This is a genomic window from Rothia sp. HMSC071C12 (assembly GCF_001813895.1).
GTDB lineage: Bacteria > Actinomycetota > Actinomycetes > Actinomycetales > Micrococcaceae > Rothia > Rothia mucilaginosa.
In genome coordinates this window covers 151,532-169,729 of the sequence record NZ_KV814378.1, presented here as the reverse complement: position 1 = coordinate 169,729, position 18,198 = coordinate 151,532, and the positions used below count along the sequence as shown (strand labels likewise).

Below are 18,198 nucleotides of genomic sequence, written 5' to 3'. Positions count from 1 at the left end.
TCATTGTGGACCAGAGTCCGATATTCTGCTCGCTTGTTCGTCATTTGACAGGGAGCTGATTTCAAAGAAGAAAGGAGTGGGAATGGTTGTCATGGGAGAACCTAGGTTCAATCTTGTAGATGAAGCATGGATTCTTGCCCGGCTCAAGTCGGGCGAAGTGGTCGAGCTGTCTCTGCGCGATTATTTCAAACAGGTGTATGAGATTGACCGAATTCAATCGGATAACCCGCTGACGGATACTGCAATTTTTGGTGTCGTGCTCGTGATTTTTGCTCGTGCATCCTTCCTTGCAGACAGTATCGATACCTCTAATGGTCCGGCCCAATGGATTCGCCAGATGCGTGAGCCTGACGCTAATAACCTGGCTGCTGTTCTGGGATACCTTGAAATTTTCAAGGATCGTTTCTGGTTGGTAGGCGGCGAGCGCCCCTTTATGCAGGTGCATGATTTGCATACGGCAAAGGGGGACACGAAGCCTGTTAGTCGCTTGGTTTTGGATTCTGAAAGCGAGTACTTCTCGCAGCGGGCTGAGGTGGCATTGAAGTCTCTGAGCTTTGCTGAAGCAGCTCGGTATCTCGTAACGCTTCATGCCTACGACTACTCAGGTATTAAATCTGGTGCTGTAGGTGACCCCCGTGTTAAGGGTGGCAAGGGCTATCCTCTGGGCGTTGGCTGGTACGGCGCCACTGGTAAGGTGATTGTTCACGGCGCCAACATGATGGAAACCTTGCTGTACAGCCTGGACTACGAGCAGTTGACCGATAAAGAGTCATTCGAACAAGACGTTCCAGTTTGGGAACGTGCTGAACCTGATACCGCAGCACCGCGTGCATACACTGGTGGTCCTGCGGCTCAGTACAAGGACCAGCCGGTGCCCGCGAGCGGTATGTGCGAGATTTTGACCTGGCAGTCACGTCGCATCCGTCTGCATCATGACGGCAATCGTGTGACTTCGGTACTTATCTCCAACGGTGATAAGTGGCTTGATCGCAATACCTATACTGACCCTCTGACGGGGTATCGGTACAGCAAGAATCAGTCGTCAAAGACCGAACAGGTATGGATGCCGCAGACTCACGCGGCTGAACGTACCCTGTGGCGTGGTGCTGATGCTCTGCTGACTCGTCTTACCCCGGAATCTGAGAAGCAGAATAAGCCTGCTCCCGTGATTCGTCAGCTGGGTTCGGGAAGGTACTTCCCGACCGATGCGGAGGTACAGGTTCAGCTGGTGGGTGTCGAATACGGTACCCAGAGCTCCATCATCGAGAACATTATTTCTGACTCTATGACTCTTGAGCTTTCTCTGCTGACTGATGAAGGCGTGAGTGCGTCCCAGATGGTTCGCGAGAACATCCAAACCACCATGGACGCGGCAATCGCTCTTGGGCAGTTTGCTGGACAGCTTCTACAAGCGGCAGGTCGGGAATATGAGTTCCGTGCGGATGCTACTGAAGCTCTCCTGAACCGTATGGAAGATGCTTTCCGCCTCTGGCTTGCAGATCAGCGAGCATCGGAAGATATCGCTGAGAAAAAGAAGGAGTGGCAAAGCCGTGTACGTGCCGTAATCACGCAAGAATCAGACCTTCTTAAATACAACGCTGGCCCCAAAGCCATGCTGGGTACCTTCGGTAAGGACCCTGCTGGTAATGAAGTTCTCTACAATGTTGCGCGTGCGGAGCGCCTGCTACATGCTCGCCTGCGTAAGATTATTCCCCTGGCTTACCAGGACTCTACATCTCACTCTGACAAGGAGGAAACCAATGAGTGATTACACCGCGCAGGATGAGCTACAACGTTTCGTCGTGGCAAAAGTGATGCGCCTGTACCACCAGAAAAGTAACGGTGTCTCAGCAGCCACGGCTCAGCTTGCTCAGCTTCGCCGAGGTGTGGGTGCATCGCCCTTTCAGTACCCGGAACTCTTAGGAATCATCCTGGAAAAGGAAGATGGCACTGAAGGTATTCCTGAACAGTACCGAGGGAGGGGAGACCAGCCGAGTAATGCGGAGAGCGCTGCGTACACTGCTTTGACTCTTTTTGCTCTGCATCAGCAGTCGCAGAACCAGCCCATGCACGATGCAGAGGTTTCTTTTGGCAACGCGGTAGGCAAGCTGGTTGGCGACACCACAACGTCAATGAAGAAGCGTTTTGATTCTCTGCTGACCGCTCAGACGGAGAATGCTCGCCAGCATTACCTGCGTAGCCTGATTACTCTGCTTCGTTCCGAAGGTATTGCCTTCGATTACGGTCGATTTGCGGTGGATTACATGCGTCTTCTGAATCCTGCGACGCGTCAAAAGGTTATGTACCGCTGGAACCGCGACTTCTCCTACGGGCTCATCCCTGTTCGCGCTGCTGCGAGCAAAACCACTAAGTAACTATTACTCCTGAAAGAAGGAAAACATCATGACTACTTTCGTCGACATCCACGCCCTGCAGACCCTGCCCCCGTCGAATATTAACCGTGACGATACCGGCAGCCCCAAGTCCGCTTTCTTTGGCGGCGTTCAGCGTCAGCGTGTTTCCAGCCAGGCTTGGAAGTCCGTCATTCGCCGCGATTTTGAATCGCATCTTGACCGCTCGCAGCTGGGCGTACGTACCCGCCTGGTTGCTGACAAGGTAGTGGCGCGTATCTTGGAGCTTGCGCCCGAGTTCGATGCTGAGAAGGCTGAAACGGCTGTTGTTGCAGCTTTCAAGGCTGCAGGTATTACGCTCAAGGAACCTAAGGCGAAGGAAGGCGAAGAAGCAGGACGTCCTGTTTCTGGCTACCTGCTCTTGCTGAGCAACCAGCAGATTGACAAGTTGGTGCAGGCAATCATCGAAGCTAACGGCGAGAAGCTTCCCGCGAAGCAGGTTAAGGAAATCCTTGATACCAACCACAGCGTTGATATTGCTCTCTTCGGTCGCATGCTGGCGGATGCTCCCGATTTCAACGTTGATGCGGCTTGCCAGGTAGCACACGCTTTGAGCGTCCACGGTTCCGAACCCGATTTTGACTACTACACTGCAGTGGATGACGTCGTTCGTTCTTCCGATGACTCTACCGGTGCGGGCATGATCGGCACCATTGAGATGGCGGCAAGCACCTTCTACCGCTACGCCAACATCAACCTGGATGCACTGAACGCTAACCTGGGCGATGTTTCTGCAAGTGTTGAGGCAACTCTGGCGTTTGTCCGTTCCTTCATTAACTCCATGCCTACCGGTAAGCAGAATTCTTTCGCTGCACGCACCCTGCCTGACGCGGTTATCGTGACCGTTCGTAACGACCGCCCCATCTCCTACGTGAACGCCTTTGAGAAGGCTATCACCGAGGTTGAGGGCCGCCGCGTAGTCGCAGCTCGTGCGCTCGCATCTGAAGCTAAGAACATTGAAGAAGCATACGGTTACGAGCCGGTCGCTTCGTATGTTCTGGCTTTGGGCGACCTCAAGGAAGAACTGGCTGGTCTGGGCGAGTCTGTCACTCTGAAGGGTCTGCTGGAGTCCCTGGAAGCTCAGCTGACTGCTCTCACCTCTCAGGAGTCCTAATGCCTACCCTGCTCTTGAAGATGAGCGGGCCGTTGCAGTCATGGGGTACTCAGAGCCGTTTCCGTCGCCGTGATGCTGGACATGAGCCGAGCAAATCTGGCGTGATTGGAATGGTTGCTGCAGCCTTGGGGCGCTCGCGTAACGAGCCGGTTGATGACTTGGTTTCGTTGAAGTTCGCGGTGCGTACGGATGCCTCTGGTACCCTGATTCGTGACTATCAGACCGCTAAGAACTGGGCTAAGAGCCCGAAGGGCGCGGTTTCTCTTTCGACCCGCATGTACCTTTCTGACGCTGTTTTTGTGGTGGCTCTCGATGGGGAACGCGAACAGTTGGAGACTATCGAGTCTGCGCTGAAGAAGCCTGTATATCCTCTGTATCTTGGGCGGCGCGCGTGCCCGGCTGGTTACGACCTTGTCCTGGGTATCCTTGAGGAGTCCGCTGAGGAGGCTCTGCGTTCGTTGGAGTGGCAGGTGCCTGAGTATCGTCGTAAGGATTTTTCAAGCCCGGTAGCGTTGCGCATCCTGCGTGATGCGTTGCCTGGAGAGCATGGCGACTTGGTGCGGGATATTCCGGTGAGTTTCAGCCCGGAGTACCGTCAGTACGCTGCCCGTGAGGTGGTCACTGTGGAGCCTCTGGTATTGGAGAACCCTCATGGGCGGAAGCTTCACGCTACGGCCTCCTTGATTGAGGAAGAATCTTCCGAGAGTCCTGCCGAACCTGATTTTTTGAATGTGGTGGTGGAAGCATGACGTATTTTTCTCGTTTCATGATTAATCCGCAGCGTCGTGGCGCGTGGAAGTTGTTGCGTAGCCCGCAGGCTATGCACGCAGCCGTGATGGCGACTTTGCCGCCGGATACGGACTATTCCGAGGACCGTATCCTATGGCGTTTGGATGAGTATAAGCATGCGCCGGTTCTGTACATGTTGAGCCCTGAGAAGCCTGATTTTTCGGCTCTCGTGGAGCAGGCTGGTTGGCAGAATCGCCCTGGTGAGAGCGCTCATTATGGTCGTTTGCTGGCGAAGCTGGAGAACGGTCAGGAGTGGGCTTTCCGCCTTGCCGCGAACCCGGTGAAGCGTCACACGAATAAGCAAACGGGTAAGCGTGAGGTGTTCCCGCACGTTACTATTGCGCAGCAGCAGGCATGGATTCGCGAGCGTGCTCCGCAGTGGGGATTTGAGGTAATTCCCGCGGTTGAGGGTCAGGATGTTGAGGAGTGCCCGATGGTTTCTTCTCGTCAGGACCTTGCGTTTGCCCGCCGTAATGCTGAGGGTAAGGTCGGTAAGGTGACTCACCGTAAGGCTCAGTTTGATGGCGTTCTTCGCATCACTGATGTTGAGCTGTTCCGTCAGTCTCTGCTCTCCGGTATGGGCAGGGGTAAGGCGTACGGCATGGGTCTTCTGACGTTGGCGCCTCTGTCCCGCTAGGTAATGCGGGTGAAGGGCGGGGGACTGTTCTATACGATGGTGCCCCGCCCTTTCTTTATTCACTCATACTTTTGTGCCGATGCTGGCACGCTGATGTTCATAGGAGAAGATCATGCAGGGGGCTATTCCTCCGAGCTCGTCTGAGCTGTTTCGTAGTTCTGACCGTTTGAGTTTTGTGTATGTGGAGCATGCGACGATTTCCCGTGCGGATAGTGCGGTGACGTTTGTGAAGGAAGAGGGTGTGGTTCATTGCCCTGCTGCAAGTTTGAGCGCTTTGCTGTTGGGGCCGGGTACTCGTATTACTCATCAGGCGATGGCTTTGTTGGGGGAGTGCGGTACTACGGTGGTGTGGGTTGGCGAGCAGGGTGTTCGTTATTATGCGAGCGGTAAGTCTGTGGCGCGTTCTTCGCGTCTGTTGATTGTTCAGGCGAAGCTGGTGTCGAATACGCGGAGCCGTTTGGCTGTTGCGCGCATGATGTATCAGTGGCGTTTTCCTGGTGAGGATACGAGCGAGCTGACGATGCAGCAGCTGCGTGGTAGGGAGGGCGCTAGGGTGCGTTCTGTGTATAGGCAGTGGTCTGAGCGGACTGGTGTTCCGTGGGAGCGCCGTGAGTATAATCCGAATAATTTTGGTGATGGGTCACCGATTAATCAGGCGTTGTCGGCTGCTCATGCTGCGTTGTATGGGATTGTTCATGCGGCGATTGTGTCTTTGGGGTGTGCACCTGGGCTGGGTTTTGTGCATACCGGTAATTCTTGGTCTTTTGTCTATGACGTTGCTGATTTGTATAAGGCTGAGATTACGATTCCTGCTGCATTTGAGGTGGTTGCTGGCTATACGGAGGGGATGGATATTGGGTCTGTGACGCGCAGGGCGGTGCGTGACCGTATTCGCTCTGAGAAGGTGATGGAGCGAGTTGTGCGGGATATTCAGCGTCTGTTAGTGCCGGAAGAGCTTCCTGAGGAGATGCTTGAGTTGGATGTTGTGGGTTTGTGGAATGAGCAGGGTGAGGCTCAGCGCGGTGGCATGAATTATAGCGATGGAGAGGTGGACTGATGATTGTTATTGTTTTGTCTGCTTGTCCGGTGAGTCTTCGCGGTGATTTGACGAAGTGGCTTTTGGAGATTAATCCTGGGGTGTTTGTTGGGCGTGTGAGCGCTAGGATTCGTGAGAAGTTGTGGGCGCGTGTGTTGGAGTCGGGTGGTACTGGTAGAGCGACGATGGTGTTTCCGGCGGATAATGAGCAGCGGCTTGAGTTTCGGGTGAATAATGCGGATTGGGAGCCTGTCGATTTTGAGGGGGTGAAGCTGATTTATCGTCCGGTTGTTCGTAAAACGGTGCCGAAATCTGGGTGGAGTAAGGCGAGTAGATATCGTCGTGCTCGCCGGGGTTAGTAGTGGCTGCTTATCGTGTATTCTGGAGTCAGGCTCTGGCTCCAAAGTGATTCTATTTTGCTGATGTAGGGGGTAAAGTCCCATGTCAGCAAGTGTGTTCCCCGCGCGAGCGGGGATGAGCCCGGCAGTTTACTAACGTTACGAATGTTGAAGAGGTGTTCCCCGCGCGAGCGGGGATGAGCCCACCCCCCATGAAAGGATATGGTCATGTCGATCGTGTTCCCCGCGCGAGCGGGGATGAGCCCCGAACCGAAGAAGATTAGCCCGTGGACGCACCGTGTTCCCCGCGCGAGCGGGGATGAGCCCCGCCGCCGCCGCCTGCTGCGCTCGCCACCTTCGTGTTCCCCGCGCGAGCGGGGATGAGCCCGGAACCATGCAGGCGCGAAAGATGGTGTTCACGTGTTCCCCGCGCGAGCGGGGATGAGCCCGAGACTATCACCATTGATACTACGGTCTTCGAGTGTTCCCCGCGCGAGCGGGGATGAGCCCCGGGCGCGTTCTCGACCTATGAGGTGCTCCGCGTGTTCCCCGCGCGAGCGGGGATGAGCCCGAGGCCGTCGAGTTCTGCCGCGAAATCTGGAAGTGTTCCCCGCGCGAGCGGGGATGAGCCCCGAACGGTCATTCTAAAGTTCTTGGAGCGGTGGTGTTCCCCGCGCGAGCGGGGATGAGCCCGAATAACCGTTCACCTGCACGCCGTCCACAAAGTGTTCCCCGCGCGAGCGGGGATGAGCCCGCCAGGGGCAGGGTGCCCACCAGGATGAGTGCGTGTTCCCCGCGCGAGCGGGGATGAGCCCTTAGGGGGAATATCCGCTAGAAGCATTTCCCAGTGTTCCCCGCGCGAGCGGGGATGAGCCCGATGTGCTGCGCGCTAGCGACCGTGAGCTAGGGTGTTCCCCGCGCGAGCGGGGATGAGCCCTTCGGGCATTGAAGACAACACTGTTTCCAAGCGTGTTCCCCGCGCGAGCGGGGATGAGCCCGTTGCCTACGGTAAGGGCCGGTCAGAGCGTCGGTGTTCCCCGCGCGAGCGGGGATGAGCCCGGTTGCACGCCCTGGACAATGCGCGATACAATGTGTTCCCCGCGCGAGCGGGGATGAGCCCGGGTAGCTTCTCGGCGGCTGACCCCGGCCCGAGTGTTCCCCGCGCGAGCGGGGATGAGCCCGCCAGAATCGACAGCAGAACCAGCGCGCACGAGTGTTCCCCGCGCGAGCGGGGATGAGCCCTGTCAGAGCAGTTCTACAACTACTTGGTCAAGGTGTTCCCCGCGCGAGCGGGGATGAGCCCATTCCGGCCATAAAAAGACATACTGGTTCATCGTGTTCCCCGCGCGAGCGGGGATGAGCCCAGCATCATTCACATTGTCCCTTCGGATAAGGAGTGTTCCCCGCGCGAGCGGGGATGAGCCCCGGGGTGAACAGAGGTGCGTCGTCCTCGGTTTGTGTTCCCCGCGCGAGCGGGGATGAGCCCGTGCGGGAGTCGAGGTGACGCTGATGCCATGCGTGTTCCCCGCGCGAGCGGGGATGAGCCCAGCGATAGCAGCCATCATATCCTCAACCCACAGTGTTCCCCGCGCGAGCGGGGATGAGCCCCCGGGTGTGGGTTGGGGCCCTCATCATGTGCTGTGTTCCCCGCGCGAGCGGGGATGAGCCCGCGGCGTCTCCACACTAGGCCCTAAGCGTAGCGTGTTCCCCGCGCGAGCGGGGATGAGCCCGTGCAGTGGATGCCTGGCATTGTGGAGGCTCAGTGTTCCCCGCGCGAGCGGGGATGAGCCCGAGCTTCTTTCACAGGCGACTGTGAAGATGAAGTGTTCCCCGCGCGAGCGGGGATGAGCCCGCTGCTGGGTAAAAAAGGCCATGCCCCGGCAAGTGTTCCCCGCGCGAGCGGGGATGAGCCCCGGACTTCTCGGTTACCTGAGAATCACCGAAAGTGTTCCCCGCGCGAGCGGGGATGAGCCCCGGAAAAACTTCACCTAGCATCATGGCAAAAAGTGTTCCCCGCGCGAGCGGGGATGAGCCCGGTTTTCACGGCGGGCACAAGCGTATTATTAAGTGTTCCCCGCGCGAGCGGGGATGAGCCCGACGCGCTTTCCGTAAGTGCGTTTAGAGCCTTGTGTTCCCCGCGCGAGCGGGGATGAGCCCGTTTAGATTCGTCGCGATCTTATCCCGATAAGGTGTTCCCCGCGCGAGCGGGGATGAGCCCAAACCAGCGATACCAGCAATAAGGTTCTTCGCGTGTTCCCCGCGCGAGCGGGGATGAGCCCAGCGAGTCCGCTGTTACGTTCACCCACTGGCAGTGTTCCCCGCGCGAGCGGGGATGAGCCCTTTTCGCCGGTGCCCGGGTGGTTTGCCAGGTAGTGTTCCCCGCGCGAGCGGGGATGAGCCCACGCAAAGCTCAAAGAGCGCCTAACCGCCGCGGTGTTCCCCGCGCGAGCGGGGATGAGCCCTGTAGCATGTCCCAGAAACTAGCCGCGATAGGGTGTTCCCCGCGCGAGCGGGGATGAGCCCGACCCGATCCACCCCGCACACTACGGGAAAATGTGTTCCCCGCGCGAGCGGGGATGAGCCCGGCAAAACGTAGACCATGTCTCGATTGAGTGGGTGTTCCCCGCGCGAGCGGGGATGAGCCCATTGTCGGACGCTCTGATCTGGATACCGTGATGTGTTCCCCGCGCGAGCGGGGATGAGCCTACAAAACCAAATACCCCAAAAACGACATCTGGGTGTTCCCCGCGCGAGCGGGGATGAGCCCAAGAGAACGAGGCCCATAATCCCGATAAGGCCGTGTTCCCCGCGCGAGCGGGGATGAGCCCTGGTTTCTCGGTCGGTGGGCACAATGTGGACAGTGTTCCCCGCGCGAGCGGGGATGAGCCCGCGGCCATGATTACGCCAAAACTGGACACGGTAGTGTTCCCCGCGCGAGCGGGGATGAGCCCGTCGCGCCGATGACCTGAACTAGACCCATTGCGTGTTCCCCGCGCGAGCGGGGATGAGCCCTGGCTAATCATTTCTGCGATGTAGTACGCGCCGTGTTCCCCGCGCGAGCGGGGATGAGCCCTGTGAATCGAGAGCTGCGCAATGTTGGAGGCGGTGTTCCCCGCGCGAGCGGGGATGAGCCCCGGAAACGGTCAATGAGCAGACCCCCGCGCCGGTGTTCCCCGCGCGAGCGGGGATGAGCCCTTCATCATGGCAAATCAGTTTTACAAAACAGAGTGTTCCCCGCGCGAGCGGGGATGAGCCCTCCTACCTATCGAACCACCCGGGCACCGGCGAGTGTGTTCCCCGCGCGAGCGGGGATGAGCCCCACCGTTTGATACGGTAAATGCATATTGAACAGTGTTCCCCGCGCGAGCGGGGATGAGCCCTTCACCGTCCTGTTCAACGGCATCAATGTAAAGTGTTCCCCGCGCGAGCGGGGATGAGCCCCAAATCCGCTGGAAGATGCGGGCAAGGCTGCGGTGTTCCCCGCGCGAGCGGGGATGAGCCCAATGGTGACACTATGGTGGCAGCAGGCGTCTCGTGTTCCCCGCGCGAGCGGGGATGAGCCCGGCACCTGGCCCGCGCTCGCAGACGCATACGCGTGTTCCCCGCGCGAGCGGGGATGAGCCCCCACCGCCCTCTCATGCGGTTACCTTATCGGTGTGTTCCCCGCGCGAGCGGGGATGAGCCCGCCATCGAAGTGCTGAGCGCGTATGACCACAGGTGTTCCCCGCGCGAGCGGGGATGAGCCCTACCCTCGCAGCAGCAGCATCAGCCACCAGAGGTGTTCCCCGCGCGAGCGGGGATGAGCCCTGCCAGGCAGGCGCTTCAGAGGTTCACCCCTGGTGTTCCCCGCGCGAGCGGGGATGAGCCCGAACAGGCGCTCCACGCGCTCTACTTTCCAGGGTGTTCCCCGCGCGAGCGGGGATGAGCCCATCGACAGTCATCTTTTTCATGGTGTTATTCCGTGTTCCCCGCGCGAGCGGGGATGAGCCCCACCCCTGAAGTCGCAGCAGACCAGCACGTCCGTGTTCCCCGCGCGAGCGGGGATGAGCCCTTGTCCACGACAAACTCGAAGAAGCCAAAAAAGTGTTCCCCGCGCGAGCGGGGATGAGCCCACCACGAACCAAGCTGAAGGCAGCCAACAAGCGTGTTCCCCGCGCGAGCGGGGATGAGCCCGGGTGAATCTCAGTTCGCCCGTCTTCACCCGGGTGTTCCCCGCGCGAGCGGGGATGAGCCCGTCGAGACCGTCCACCATGAAGAGATTTTCGAGTGTTCCCCGCGCGAGCGGGGATGAGCCCAGGGAGTCTTCTGCAACGTTGACCCATTGGCAGTGTTCCCCGCGCGAGCGGGGATGAGCCCGGCTACGCGCCACCCGCCCCACCAAAGGCAAAGTGTTCCCCGCGCGAGCGGGGATGAGCCCGTGGCAAGGACACCCTTACCCGGCGCAGTAATGTGTTCCCCGCGCGAGCGGGGATGAGCCCGCCTAGAGCCTTAGCGACTGTCTCAGTGGTGAGTGTTCCCCGCGCGAGCGGGGATGAGCCCCCGGCGCAGGTCTGCCCGAACACAAGTTCAGGGTGTTCCCCGCGCGAGCGGGGATGAGCCCGCGCCTTAGATTCAGGCAACCAAGCCCAGACGGTGTTCCCCGCGCGAGCGGGGATGAGCCCTACCGGATGAACGTGACCGACTCACTGACCGAGTGTTCCCCGCGCGAGCGGGGATGAGCCCCGATAGCACCATGCTATGACTGCATAATGCTAGTGTTCCCCGCGCGAGCGGGGATGAGCCCTACTGCGCCAACTCGCGGTTCATGGCCGCTAGGTGTTCCCCGCGCGAGCGGGGATGAGCCCGCCGACAAGCCCGACTTGGACAGCACGAGCGAGTGGTCCCCGCGCGAGCGGGGATGAGCCCTACGAGGCGGAACCTGCGAAGGCAAGCTGAGTGTGGTCCCCGCGCGAGCGGGGACGAGCCCTGGAATCGCCCGCCTACAAGCACCACATTTCTGTGGTCCCCGCGCGAGCGGGGATGAGCCCCGCGGGCGTTGTACCAGACGCCGTTCGGGAGCGTGGTCCCCGCGCGAGCGGGGATGAGCCTAATGCGCGCCTGGCCGCCGAGGGTGCCCCGGTGTGTTCCCCGCGCGAGCGGGGATGAGCCCTGCTGCAGGTCATTCTGCATGGTGCGGTCACTGTGTTCCCCTCGGGCGAGGGGATGAGCTTCGGCGTTGCCGTTCTCTTTTCGCTGGTCTTGGATGGGTTTGCCCTCTGAGCCTGCAGGGCATCTAGAAATGGCGATGAAAGCCGAATACATGTAGTAGGTCTTGGCGTCTGGTCGTTTGGGCTGGCAGGCATTATAGTCGTGACTAATACTGTCCAGATGGTTGGCTACTTATTGACTGCAAGAATATAAAAACCCCGGTGCCACCGCCCAAAAACAGGCGTGGGAAAAGGCACCGGGGACCCCCACCAAACGAGGGGGACAGAAGGGCGTGAAAATCATTAACACGCAGAAGAAAGGATAACAGCAATGGCAAAGAAAGAGGAACACACAGAGTTCACCGTGTATCTGTCCTCTAAAGAGGTTGCGGCAATGGCTGGAGTGGAGGTTAAGACCGTGAATAATGCCCGTCAGAAGGGCGACCTGCACCCCGCCTCACGGACTGGCAGCACCTGGGGTTATTTTGAATCCGAGGTGCGCCGCTGGATGGATTGGCGCGAGAAGAACCCGCCGAAATCCCGAGTATGGGGCTGGAATAACAGCGGCACCCCGCGTCCGCACGGTGTTGAGGTCAAAGGAAAAGAAGGATAAATGATCGGGCTTTTCTTGTATTCCCCGCGTGAGCGGGGATGAGCCCGGCGGCTGGGTTGTTGCTGTGAACGCGGCGAAGTGTTCCCCACGCGAGCGGGGATGAGCCCAGTGGTCGAGTGTCACTACGGCTTTTGGCAACGTGTTCCCCACGCGAGCGGGGATGAGCCCGTGAAGCTCATCAACGGCAACCACGAGTCACAGTGTTCCCCGCGCGAGCGGGGATGAGTCTAGAGAAAAACATAAAAGTGGGGCGGCAATCAGGTGCTCCCCGCACGGGCGGGGATGAGCCCACGACGCCCGCATCCGCGAGCTCAACGCCGACGTGCTCCCCGCGCGAGCGGGGATGAGCCCGAGCAGAAGCAGGGCGCATATGGCGTGACCTTGTGTTCCCCGCGCGAGCGGGGATGAGCCCGACTGGGAGCAGGACGTGGGGTGGGCTTCTAAGTGTTCCCTGCGTGAGCGGGGATGAGCCTACGCTGAGTGGTGTGCAACAGCTGACGGTTCAGTGTTCCCTGCGTGAGCGGGGATGAGCCCTATATCAAGGGCAATATTGAAAGGCTCTCAACGTATTCCCCGCACTCGCGGGGCACAGGTAAAGCCCCTCGGCCCGCAGTAGTAAGCTACAGGTCGAGGGGCCTCCTCATGCATTAGCGTTAGCTGGTAGAAAGGTCAGCGCCCGAAAACCCGGGAACCGCCCCCTACGCCACCGCCACGGTACCCTTGGCTGCGGTGCCGCTTCGGGTCCACAGCAGGAGCGCTGCCACGCTGTTGATGATGTAGAAGATGTACTTGCCGACGTTCGCGAAGTTGCCCTGGGTCAGCGCCTTGATGCACTGCACGGTGTTGTACAGGAACCAGAATTGCCACTGCATCGTGAACTTGAGCGCGTTCAGAATGTTTGCTGACAGGGAGAGACCGAACACTACGGTCGTGATCCAGAACAGGAACGAGGTCTTGCCGTCGTAACCGACATAGTTCGCAATCAGGGAGAACGCGAACGAACCGGCCACAATGCCGCTAATAATCAGCTGCCCCTTCGTGCCGGTCGGCGGTTCCATCGCCTTGCCGCGTTCGGAGTTCTGCCACCTACGAATCGCGAAGGTGTACACGATAAAGGTCACCGGGTAGGTGATGATTGCTGCCTTATTGCCCAGGATGTAGTCAATCGCGCCAGACAGCGCCGTGTTAATAATGCCGAGCACGTTGCCGATGTTTGAGAGGCGGCCGGTCAGGCGGGTAGACATCATTGAAATACCCACGTTAATCACGGAAATCACGCCGAGGGGAATGAAGTTCGTGATCGGGCCCCAGTCGACGTATTTGGCGAGGCTGGTGCCCAGGTATCCTGAGGCGATTGCGATGGTGATAACCAGTGCTACGCCGAAAAGGTCGGCGTACTTAGACTTGGCGAAAAAGAGGAGAGCCTTCTCAGAGAATTCCTTGGCCTCCATGGGTAACTCCTTTGTTGAGAATATAGAAACAGTGATAGGGTACCAATAACTATAACTCTTTGAAAAGGGTTTGAAACGGCGTGTCACACATAAAACCTCAGAAGCCCACATATTCCACATCCCGGAACACCTCGGTGTAGAGCGCCTCAAAGCTGCCCCACCAATACCCCCATACCAACTTCCGGCAAACCTTGCCAGATAACGCCCCTACCTCGCTGAACACCGAAAATGGGCGTAAAATCACCGCCGTTTCATCTTCGCTTTAACAGAAACCTTAAGGTACGCTAGATGACTGGGTCAGGGAACTCGTGCCGGTCTCACTCACCGCGCATCCGCCCGACAGACACCCGCACCCCGCACGCTGCGTCTCACTCACGCACGCCAGAGGGGGAGGGAACCCAACGTATCGGCCTCACTCACCGTTTACGCCGCTGTCCGCGCGTCCTGCCACCCGTAACTCACTCAACTCAAACAAGAACTGAATAGGACAATCATGCCCTTGATTAACCATCGACTCTCACGACGATTCTTCGTAAAGGGTGCTTCCGCCGCCGCTGCAGGCGCACTGACCCTGCAGGCACAGGCCGCTCAGGCAGATGAAGCACCCACCAACATTGCCCCGGCAACCGAGGAAACTAAAGGCCCGCGCCTCGTCATTCAGCGTGCCACCATCACCGAAACCGGTATGACCGTCAACTACACTGCACACGGTCTGCGCGAATTCCTCACCGAAGGCACCACTCTGACCGTACGCCACGGCTACGTTCGTAACGACTCTTTCGAAACTCTGCGCTCCTGGCCGCTCACCCCCGAATTTGACGGTGATGCTGACAGCTTCAGCGGTAGCGACCAGTTCCCCATCGAGCTGATGCAGGGTGAGGGTGTCGAGCACGCCCTGCAGCTGGATATTTGCTCCGACCCGTGGGGTCAGGAGATTGCCCACCAGATTGCTGCGCGCATCCCCGTGGCTGAGACTAAGATCCTGAGGACCTCTTTCGAGGATGTTCCGGGTAGCCACCCGTTCGCTGAGGATATCCGCATGGCGAACCAGAAGAAGTGGCTGATGCCGAACCCGCAGTCTGGGGCGTTTGAGCCGGACCGCCCCGTGACCCGTGAGGAGCTTATTGCTCTGCTGAACCACGCTGCTGGTCACGCTGGCGTGAGCGAAAACTCTGAGGTTGCCCCCTTCGCGGATGCAGCAGGTCGCCCGACCGCGAATGCGCTGCACTGGGCTCGTGACCGCAAGATCACCGAGCCGCTCACTGGCGGCGACAAGATTGACCCGACCGCACCGGTTTCTCACGAGGAGCTGGCGGCTGTGCTGTTCCAGTACAACGCGGAGGTTCAGCTGACTGAAATGAACGAGGCTGCTGGTTCTCGTTTCCGCGACGTGCTCGGTGCCGGTACTCTGCACCGTTACGTTGCGTGGGCTGGCGCGAACGATATCGTGCTGGATTCTTCGGGTGTGTTCAACCCGACCGCGCCGACTACTCGCGCGGAGCTGGCTCGTTTCATTCGCCGCTACAAGCTGCAGAACCTGCTGTTCACTGACTTCTCGTATGTCTCCTAATTTTTAGTCACCCCGGCACCGTGTGTTGGGGTGTGTGGAACCCCCGTCTTCTGGTTTTTGCTGGAGGCGGGGGTTTTGTTATGCCCCGTATTGCCGCACCTCGGGGAGTTTTAGTGACAGGCTGTGCCTGGCATATGAAATTTTGCGTTATATATGCCTAAAATCTTGCAAAATCCTGTGCGCTAAGTAAGTATTACCTAGAAGGTAAGTTAAAGGTTGCCTTACTTAATACTGTGTGAAGACTAGTTTCCTTCCTCGTGGGCCCATGAAACCCACACCAAAGAGCAGGAAAAACGCGGCGCCTCACCACCCATCGGTGGGGGAGAGACGCACCTTCACACACCACCCACGAAAAAGGACATACATATGAACCTCGCTTCAAGCAAGGCATTCAAGGGCCTCGCCGTTGGATCGCTGGCACTGGCAATTTCCGGCGTTGCCACCATCCCCGCATCGTTCGCGGCAGACTCCACCCCGGCGGCAAGCCAGAGCACTGACGCTCGCACCATCACCGACAAGGCGATGGCAAAGATCACCCAGGGCCTGCCCGGTCAGTTCCAGGTCGCATACTCCAAGAAGACCAACAAGATTTGGGTTGCGGGCACCGCTGACCGCGACAAGCACGTTTCTACTATCGCTCGTATTGACGCGAACTCCCTGAAGATTGAGGCAGTCGCCGAGCTGCCCATCGTCAAGAACGACAAGGGCTACCAGTACGACGCAGCTTACGGCATCACCGTTGACGATGTAGACGGCACCGTCTGGGTTACCAACACCACCGACAACTCCGTGTCCGTGTACGATCAGGCAACGATGCAGCAGGTCTGGACCACCGCGGGTATCGCAGAGACCGACCCGAACTGGATTGAGCACCCCCGCTCCGTTCTGGTTGACCACGAGTCCGGCAAGGCGTTCGTGACCGGCCGCTTCTTCGTATCCGCTATCGACCTGAAGACCAAGCAGGTTGAGAAGATCCAGCTCGAAGGCGCACCCGACGGCGGCACCCGCTACATCAGCATGAACATCCTGGTTGATGGCGGTAAGCTGTACGTTCCCGAGCGTACCGGCGGCAAGATTTTCGTCATCGACACCAAGACCTTCAAGGTAGAGAGCAGCTTCGACACCAAGGGCAACGCTGAGGGTGAGGTTCGCCCCTCCGACATCGCGATTGACCACTCCCAGAACGAAATCTACGTCTCCTCCCAGGGTGTGAAGGGCGCGAACTCCGGCGTGTCCATCTACGATGCGACCACCCACGAGTTCAAGAAGTTCATCCCGGTCGGCACCCAGGCACTCGCCCTGGACAATGACGAGGCGAATGACCTGGTGTACGTCTCTGACTTCGGCACCGGCAAGGTCGGCGTGATTGACGGCGGCGCGGCGGACAAGCTGATTGCCGAGGTCGCCATGAACGGCGGCAAGGCAAACGACCTGGTTGTGCTGCCCAACGGTTCCGTGGTCGCTGTGGACAAGCAGGCTGGCGCAACCGCAACCGTGCCCTACGTCCTCGACGGTACCACCGGTACCGTCAGTACCTCCAGCCAGGTCACCAGCAAGCCTTCTAAGGACAAGCAGGGCAACGAGGTTCCCGCCAAGACCTCCGAGATTCAGGCGAACTCCATCCTGAAGTTCAAGGTCACCGCAACCGCGGGCGACAACTCCGAGGTCAAGCAGGTCACCCCCGAAACCCGCGAGTTCCAGGGCTACCCGGCAACCGCCACCAAGACCACCAAGGCAACCGACACCACCACCCCCTCCACCGAGGCACACCGCACCGTGGACGCAAACGGTAGCGTTGCGAACATCATTCAGGGTCTGCCCGGCCAGTTCCAGGTTGGCTACTCCAAGAAGAACCACAAGCTGTTCGTGCCCACCGTGGGTGCACGCGGCGGCCTCGCTTCCTCCCTGGCACGCGTGGATGCAGACACCCTGCAGACCGAGGCTTTCGCCGAGCTGCCCGTGAAGAAGAACGACAAGGGCCAGTATGGTTACACCTCCGCGTACGGCGTGACCGTTGATGACGTGGACGGCACCGTCTGGGTTACCAACACCACCGACAACTCCGTGGCAGTGTACGACCAGCAGACTCTCAAGCTCATCTGGAGCAACGAGGGCGTGAAGAAGGACGACCCGAACTGGATTGAGCACCCCCGCTCCGTTTTGGTTGACCACGAGTCCGGTAAGGCGTTCGTGACCGGCCGTTACTTTGTCTCTGCTATTGACCTGAAGACTAAGCAGGTTGAGAAGATTCAGCTTGAGGGCGCACCCGACGGTGGCACCCGCTACATCAGCATGAACCTGTTCCTCGATGGCGGCAAGCTGTACGTGCCCGAGCGCACCGGCGGCAAGCTCTTCGTCGTGGACACCAAGACCTTCAAGGTTGAGAAGACCATCCAGACTCAGGGTGAGGATTCCACCGTTGAGGTTCGCCCCTCTGACGTTGCTGTGGATCACTCGCTGAATGAGATTTACGTATCTTCCCAGGGTGTGAAGGGCGTCAACTCCGGTATCTCCGTGTACGACCTGACCACCGGCGAGTTCAAGAAGTTCGTCAAGTTCGGCACCCAGGCACTCGCCCTGGAGCACGATGAGGACCGCGACCTGGTGTACGTAACCGACTTCGGCACCGGCAAGGTGGCTGTCTTCGACGGCCGCGCTGACGAGGTCATCGGCGAGGTCGAGATGAACGGCGCAGCCGCGAACGACGTGACCCTGCTCAAGGACGGCTCCGTACTGGTCCTCGACAAGAAGGACCGCGACGAGAAGGTGACCCTGCCCTACGTGCTCAACGGCACCACCGGCGAGATTACCACCGCCAGCGAGTACACCACCCTGCCCGGCAAGGACCGCCAGGGTAACGACGTTCCCGCATCGGTTCAGCAGCTGAAGGCTAACTCCATTCTGAAGTTCAAGGTTGGCGTGAAGGACACCGACGCGAGCGCAGCTCCGGTGGGTATCACCCCGACTTCGCTGGACTTTGCGGGTTACCCGACGGTGACCGGTGTGAAGGCTGAGGAGTCGAAGCCTGCTGACCCGAAGCCTGCTGACCCGAA

At 59.1% G+C, this 18,198-nt stretch carries 11 protein-coding genes and 1 CRISPR repeat array; of the genes, 10 read left to right on the top strand and 1 reads right to left on the bottom strand.

Annotated features, from left to right (window positions below; translation table 11 throughout):
* The first annotated feature begins 82 nt into the window (after positions 1 to 82).
* The 8 genes from casA (at position 83) to HMPREF2942_RS08390 (ending at position 12,124) form a co-directional block, all read left to right on the top strand.
* Complete coding sequence (gene casA / locus HMPREF2942_RS08425; protein ID WP_070688855.1) at positions 83 to 1,768, top strand: type I-E CRISPR-associated protein Cse1/CasA; 1,686 nt, start codon at positions 83 to 85, stop codon at positions 1,766 to 1,768.
* Positions 1,761 to 2,375, top strand: coding sequence for a type I-E CRISPR-associated protein Cse2/CasB (gene casB / locus HMPREF2942_RS08420; RefSeq protein WP_049352942.1), 615 nt, complete (start codon positions 1,761 to 1,763; stop codon positions 2,373 to 2,375). The genes casA and casB overlap by 8 nt, the downstream gene beginning before the upstream one ends.
* Positions 2,376 to 2,403: 28 nt before the next feature.
* Positions 2,404 to 3,525 (top strand): type I-E CRISPR-associated protein Cas7/Cse4/CasC, encoded by a 1,122-nt coding sequence (gene cas7e, locus HMPREF2942_RS08415; RefSeq protein WP_070688854.1) that lies wholly within the window; start codon positions 2,404 to 2,406, stop codon positions 3,523 to 3,525.
* The gene (cas5e, locus tag HMPREF2942_RS08410) at positions 3,525 to 4,274 is read left to right on the top strand and encodes a type I-E CRISPR-associated protein Cas5/CasD (RefSeq protein ID WP_070688853.1); all 750 of its coding nucleotides are present in this window, start codon (positions 3,525 to 3,527) and stop codon (positions 4,272 to 4,274) included. The genes cas7e and cas5e overlap by 1 nt, the downstream gene beginning before the upstream one ends.
* Positions 4,271 to 4,951, top strand: a complete 681-nt coding sequence (gene cas6e, locus HMPREF2942_RS08405) for a type I-E CRISPR-associated protein Cas6/Cse3/CasE (protein WP_070688852.1) — start codon at positions 4,271 to 4,273, stop codon at positions 4,949 to 4,951. The genes cas5e and cas6e overlap by 4 nt, the downstream gene beginning before the upstream one ends.
* Positions 4,952 to 5,063: 112 nt before the next feature.
* The gene (cas1e, locus tag HMPREF2942_RS08400; RefSeq protein ID WP_070688851.1) at positions 5,064 to 6,008 is read left to right on the top strand and encodes a type I-E CRISPR-associated endonuclease Cas1e; all 945 of its coding nucleotides are present in this window, start codon (positions 5,064 to 5,066) and stop codon (positions 6,006 to 6,008) included.
* A complete protein-coding gene (cas2e, locus tag HMPREF2942_RS08395; RefSeq protein WP_049352937.1) occupies positions 6,008 to 6,346 on the top strand; it encodes a type I-E CRISPR-associated endoribonuclease Cas2e in 339 nt (112 codons plus the stop codon). Before cas1e ends, cas2e begins: the two co-directional genes overlap by 1 nt.
* 94 nt (positions 6,347 to 6,440) lie before the next feature.
* Positions 6,441 to 11,534: direct repeats of the CRISPR family, unit length 24 nt; unit sequence TCCCCGCGCGAGCGGGGATGAGCC.
* Positions 11,535 to 11,842: 308 nt separating this feature from the next.
* A complete protein-coding gene (locus HMPREF2942_RS08390) occupies positions 11,843 to 12,124 on the top strand; it encodes a helix-turn-helix domain-containing protein (RefSeq protein WP_070688850.1) in 282 nt (93 codons plus the stop codon).
* 698 nt (positions 12,125 to 12,822) lie between these two features.
* Here the strand turns inward: HMPREF2942_RS08390 and HMPREF2942_RS08385 are convergent.
* Positions 12,823 to 13,575, bottom strand: coding sequence for a nicotinamide mononucleotide transporter (locus HMPREF2942_RS08385; protein WP_070688849.1), 753 nt, complete (start codon positions 13,573 to 13,575; stop codon positions 12,823 to 12,825).
* Positions 13,576 to 14,068: 493 nt separating this feature from the next.
* Here HMPREF2942_RS08385 and HMPREF2942_RS08380 point away from each other — a divergent pair, with 493 nt between their 5' ends.
* Together HMPREF2942_RS08380 and HMPREF2942_RS08375 are read left to right on the top strand one after the other, a co-directional pair.
* Positions 14,069 to 15,145: an S-layer homology domain-containing protein gene (locus HMPREF2942_RS08380; RefSeq protein WP_070688848.1), complete on the top strand. Its 1,077-nt coding sequence runs from the start codon at positions 14,069 to 14,071 to the stop codon at positions 15,143 to 15,145.
* A gap of 366 nt (positions 15,146 to 15,511) precedes the next feature.
* Positions 15,512 to 18,198 (top strand): NHL repeat-containing protein (locus HMPREF2942_RS08375; RefSeq protein WP_070688847.1); only part of this gene is annotated, 2,687 nt, incomplete at its 3' end.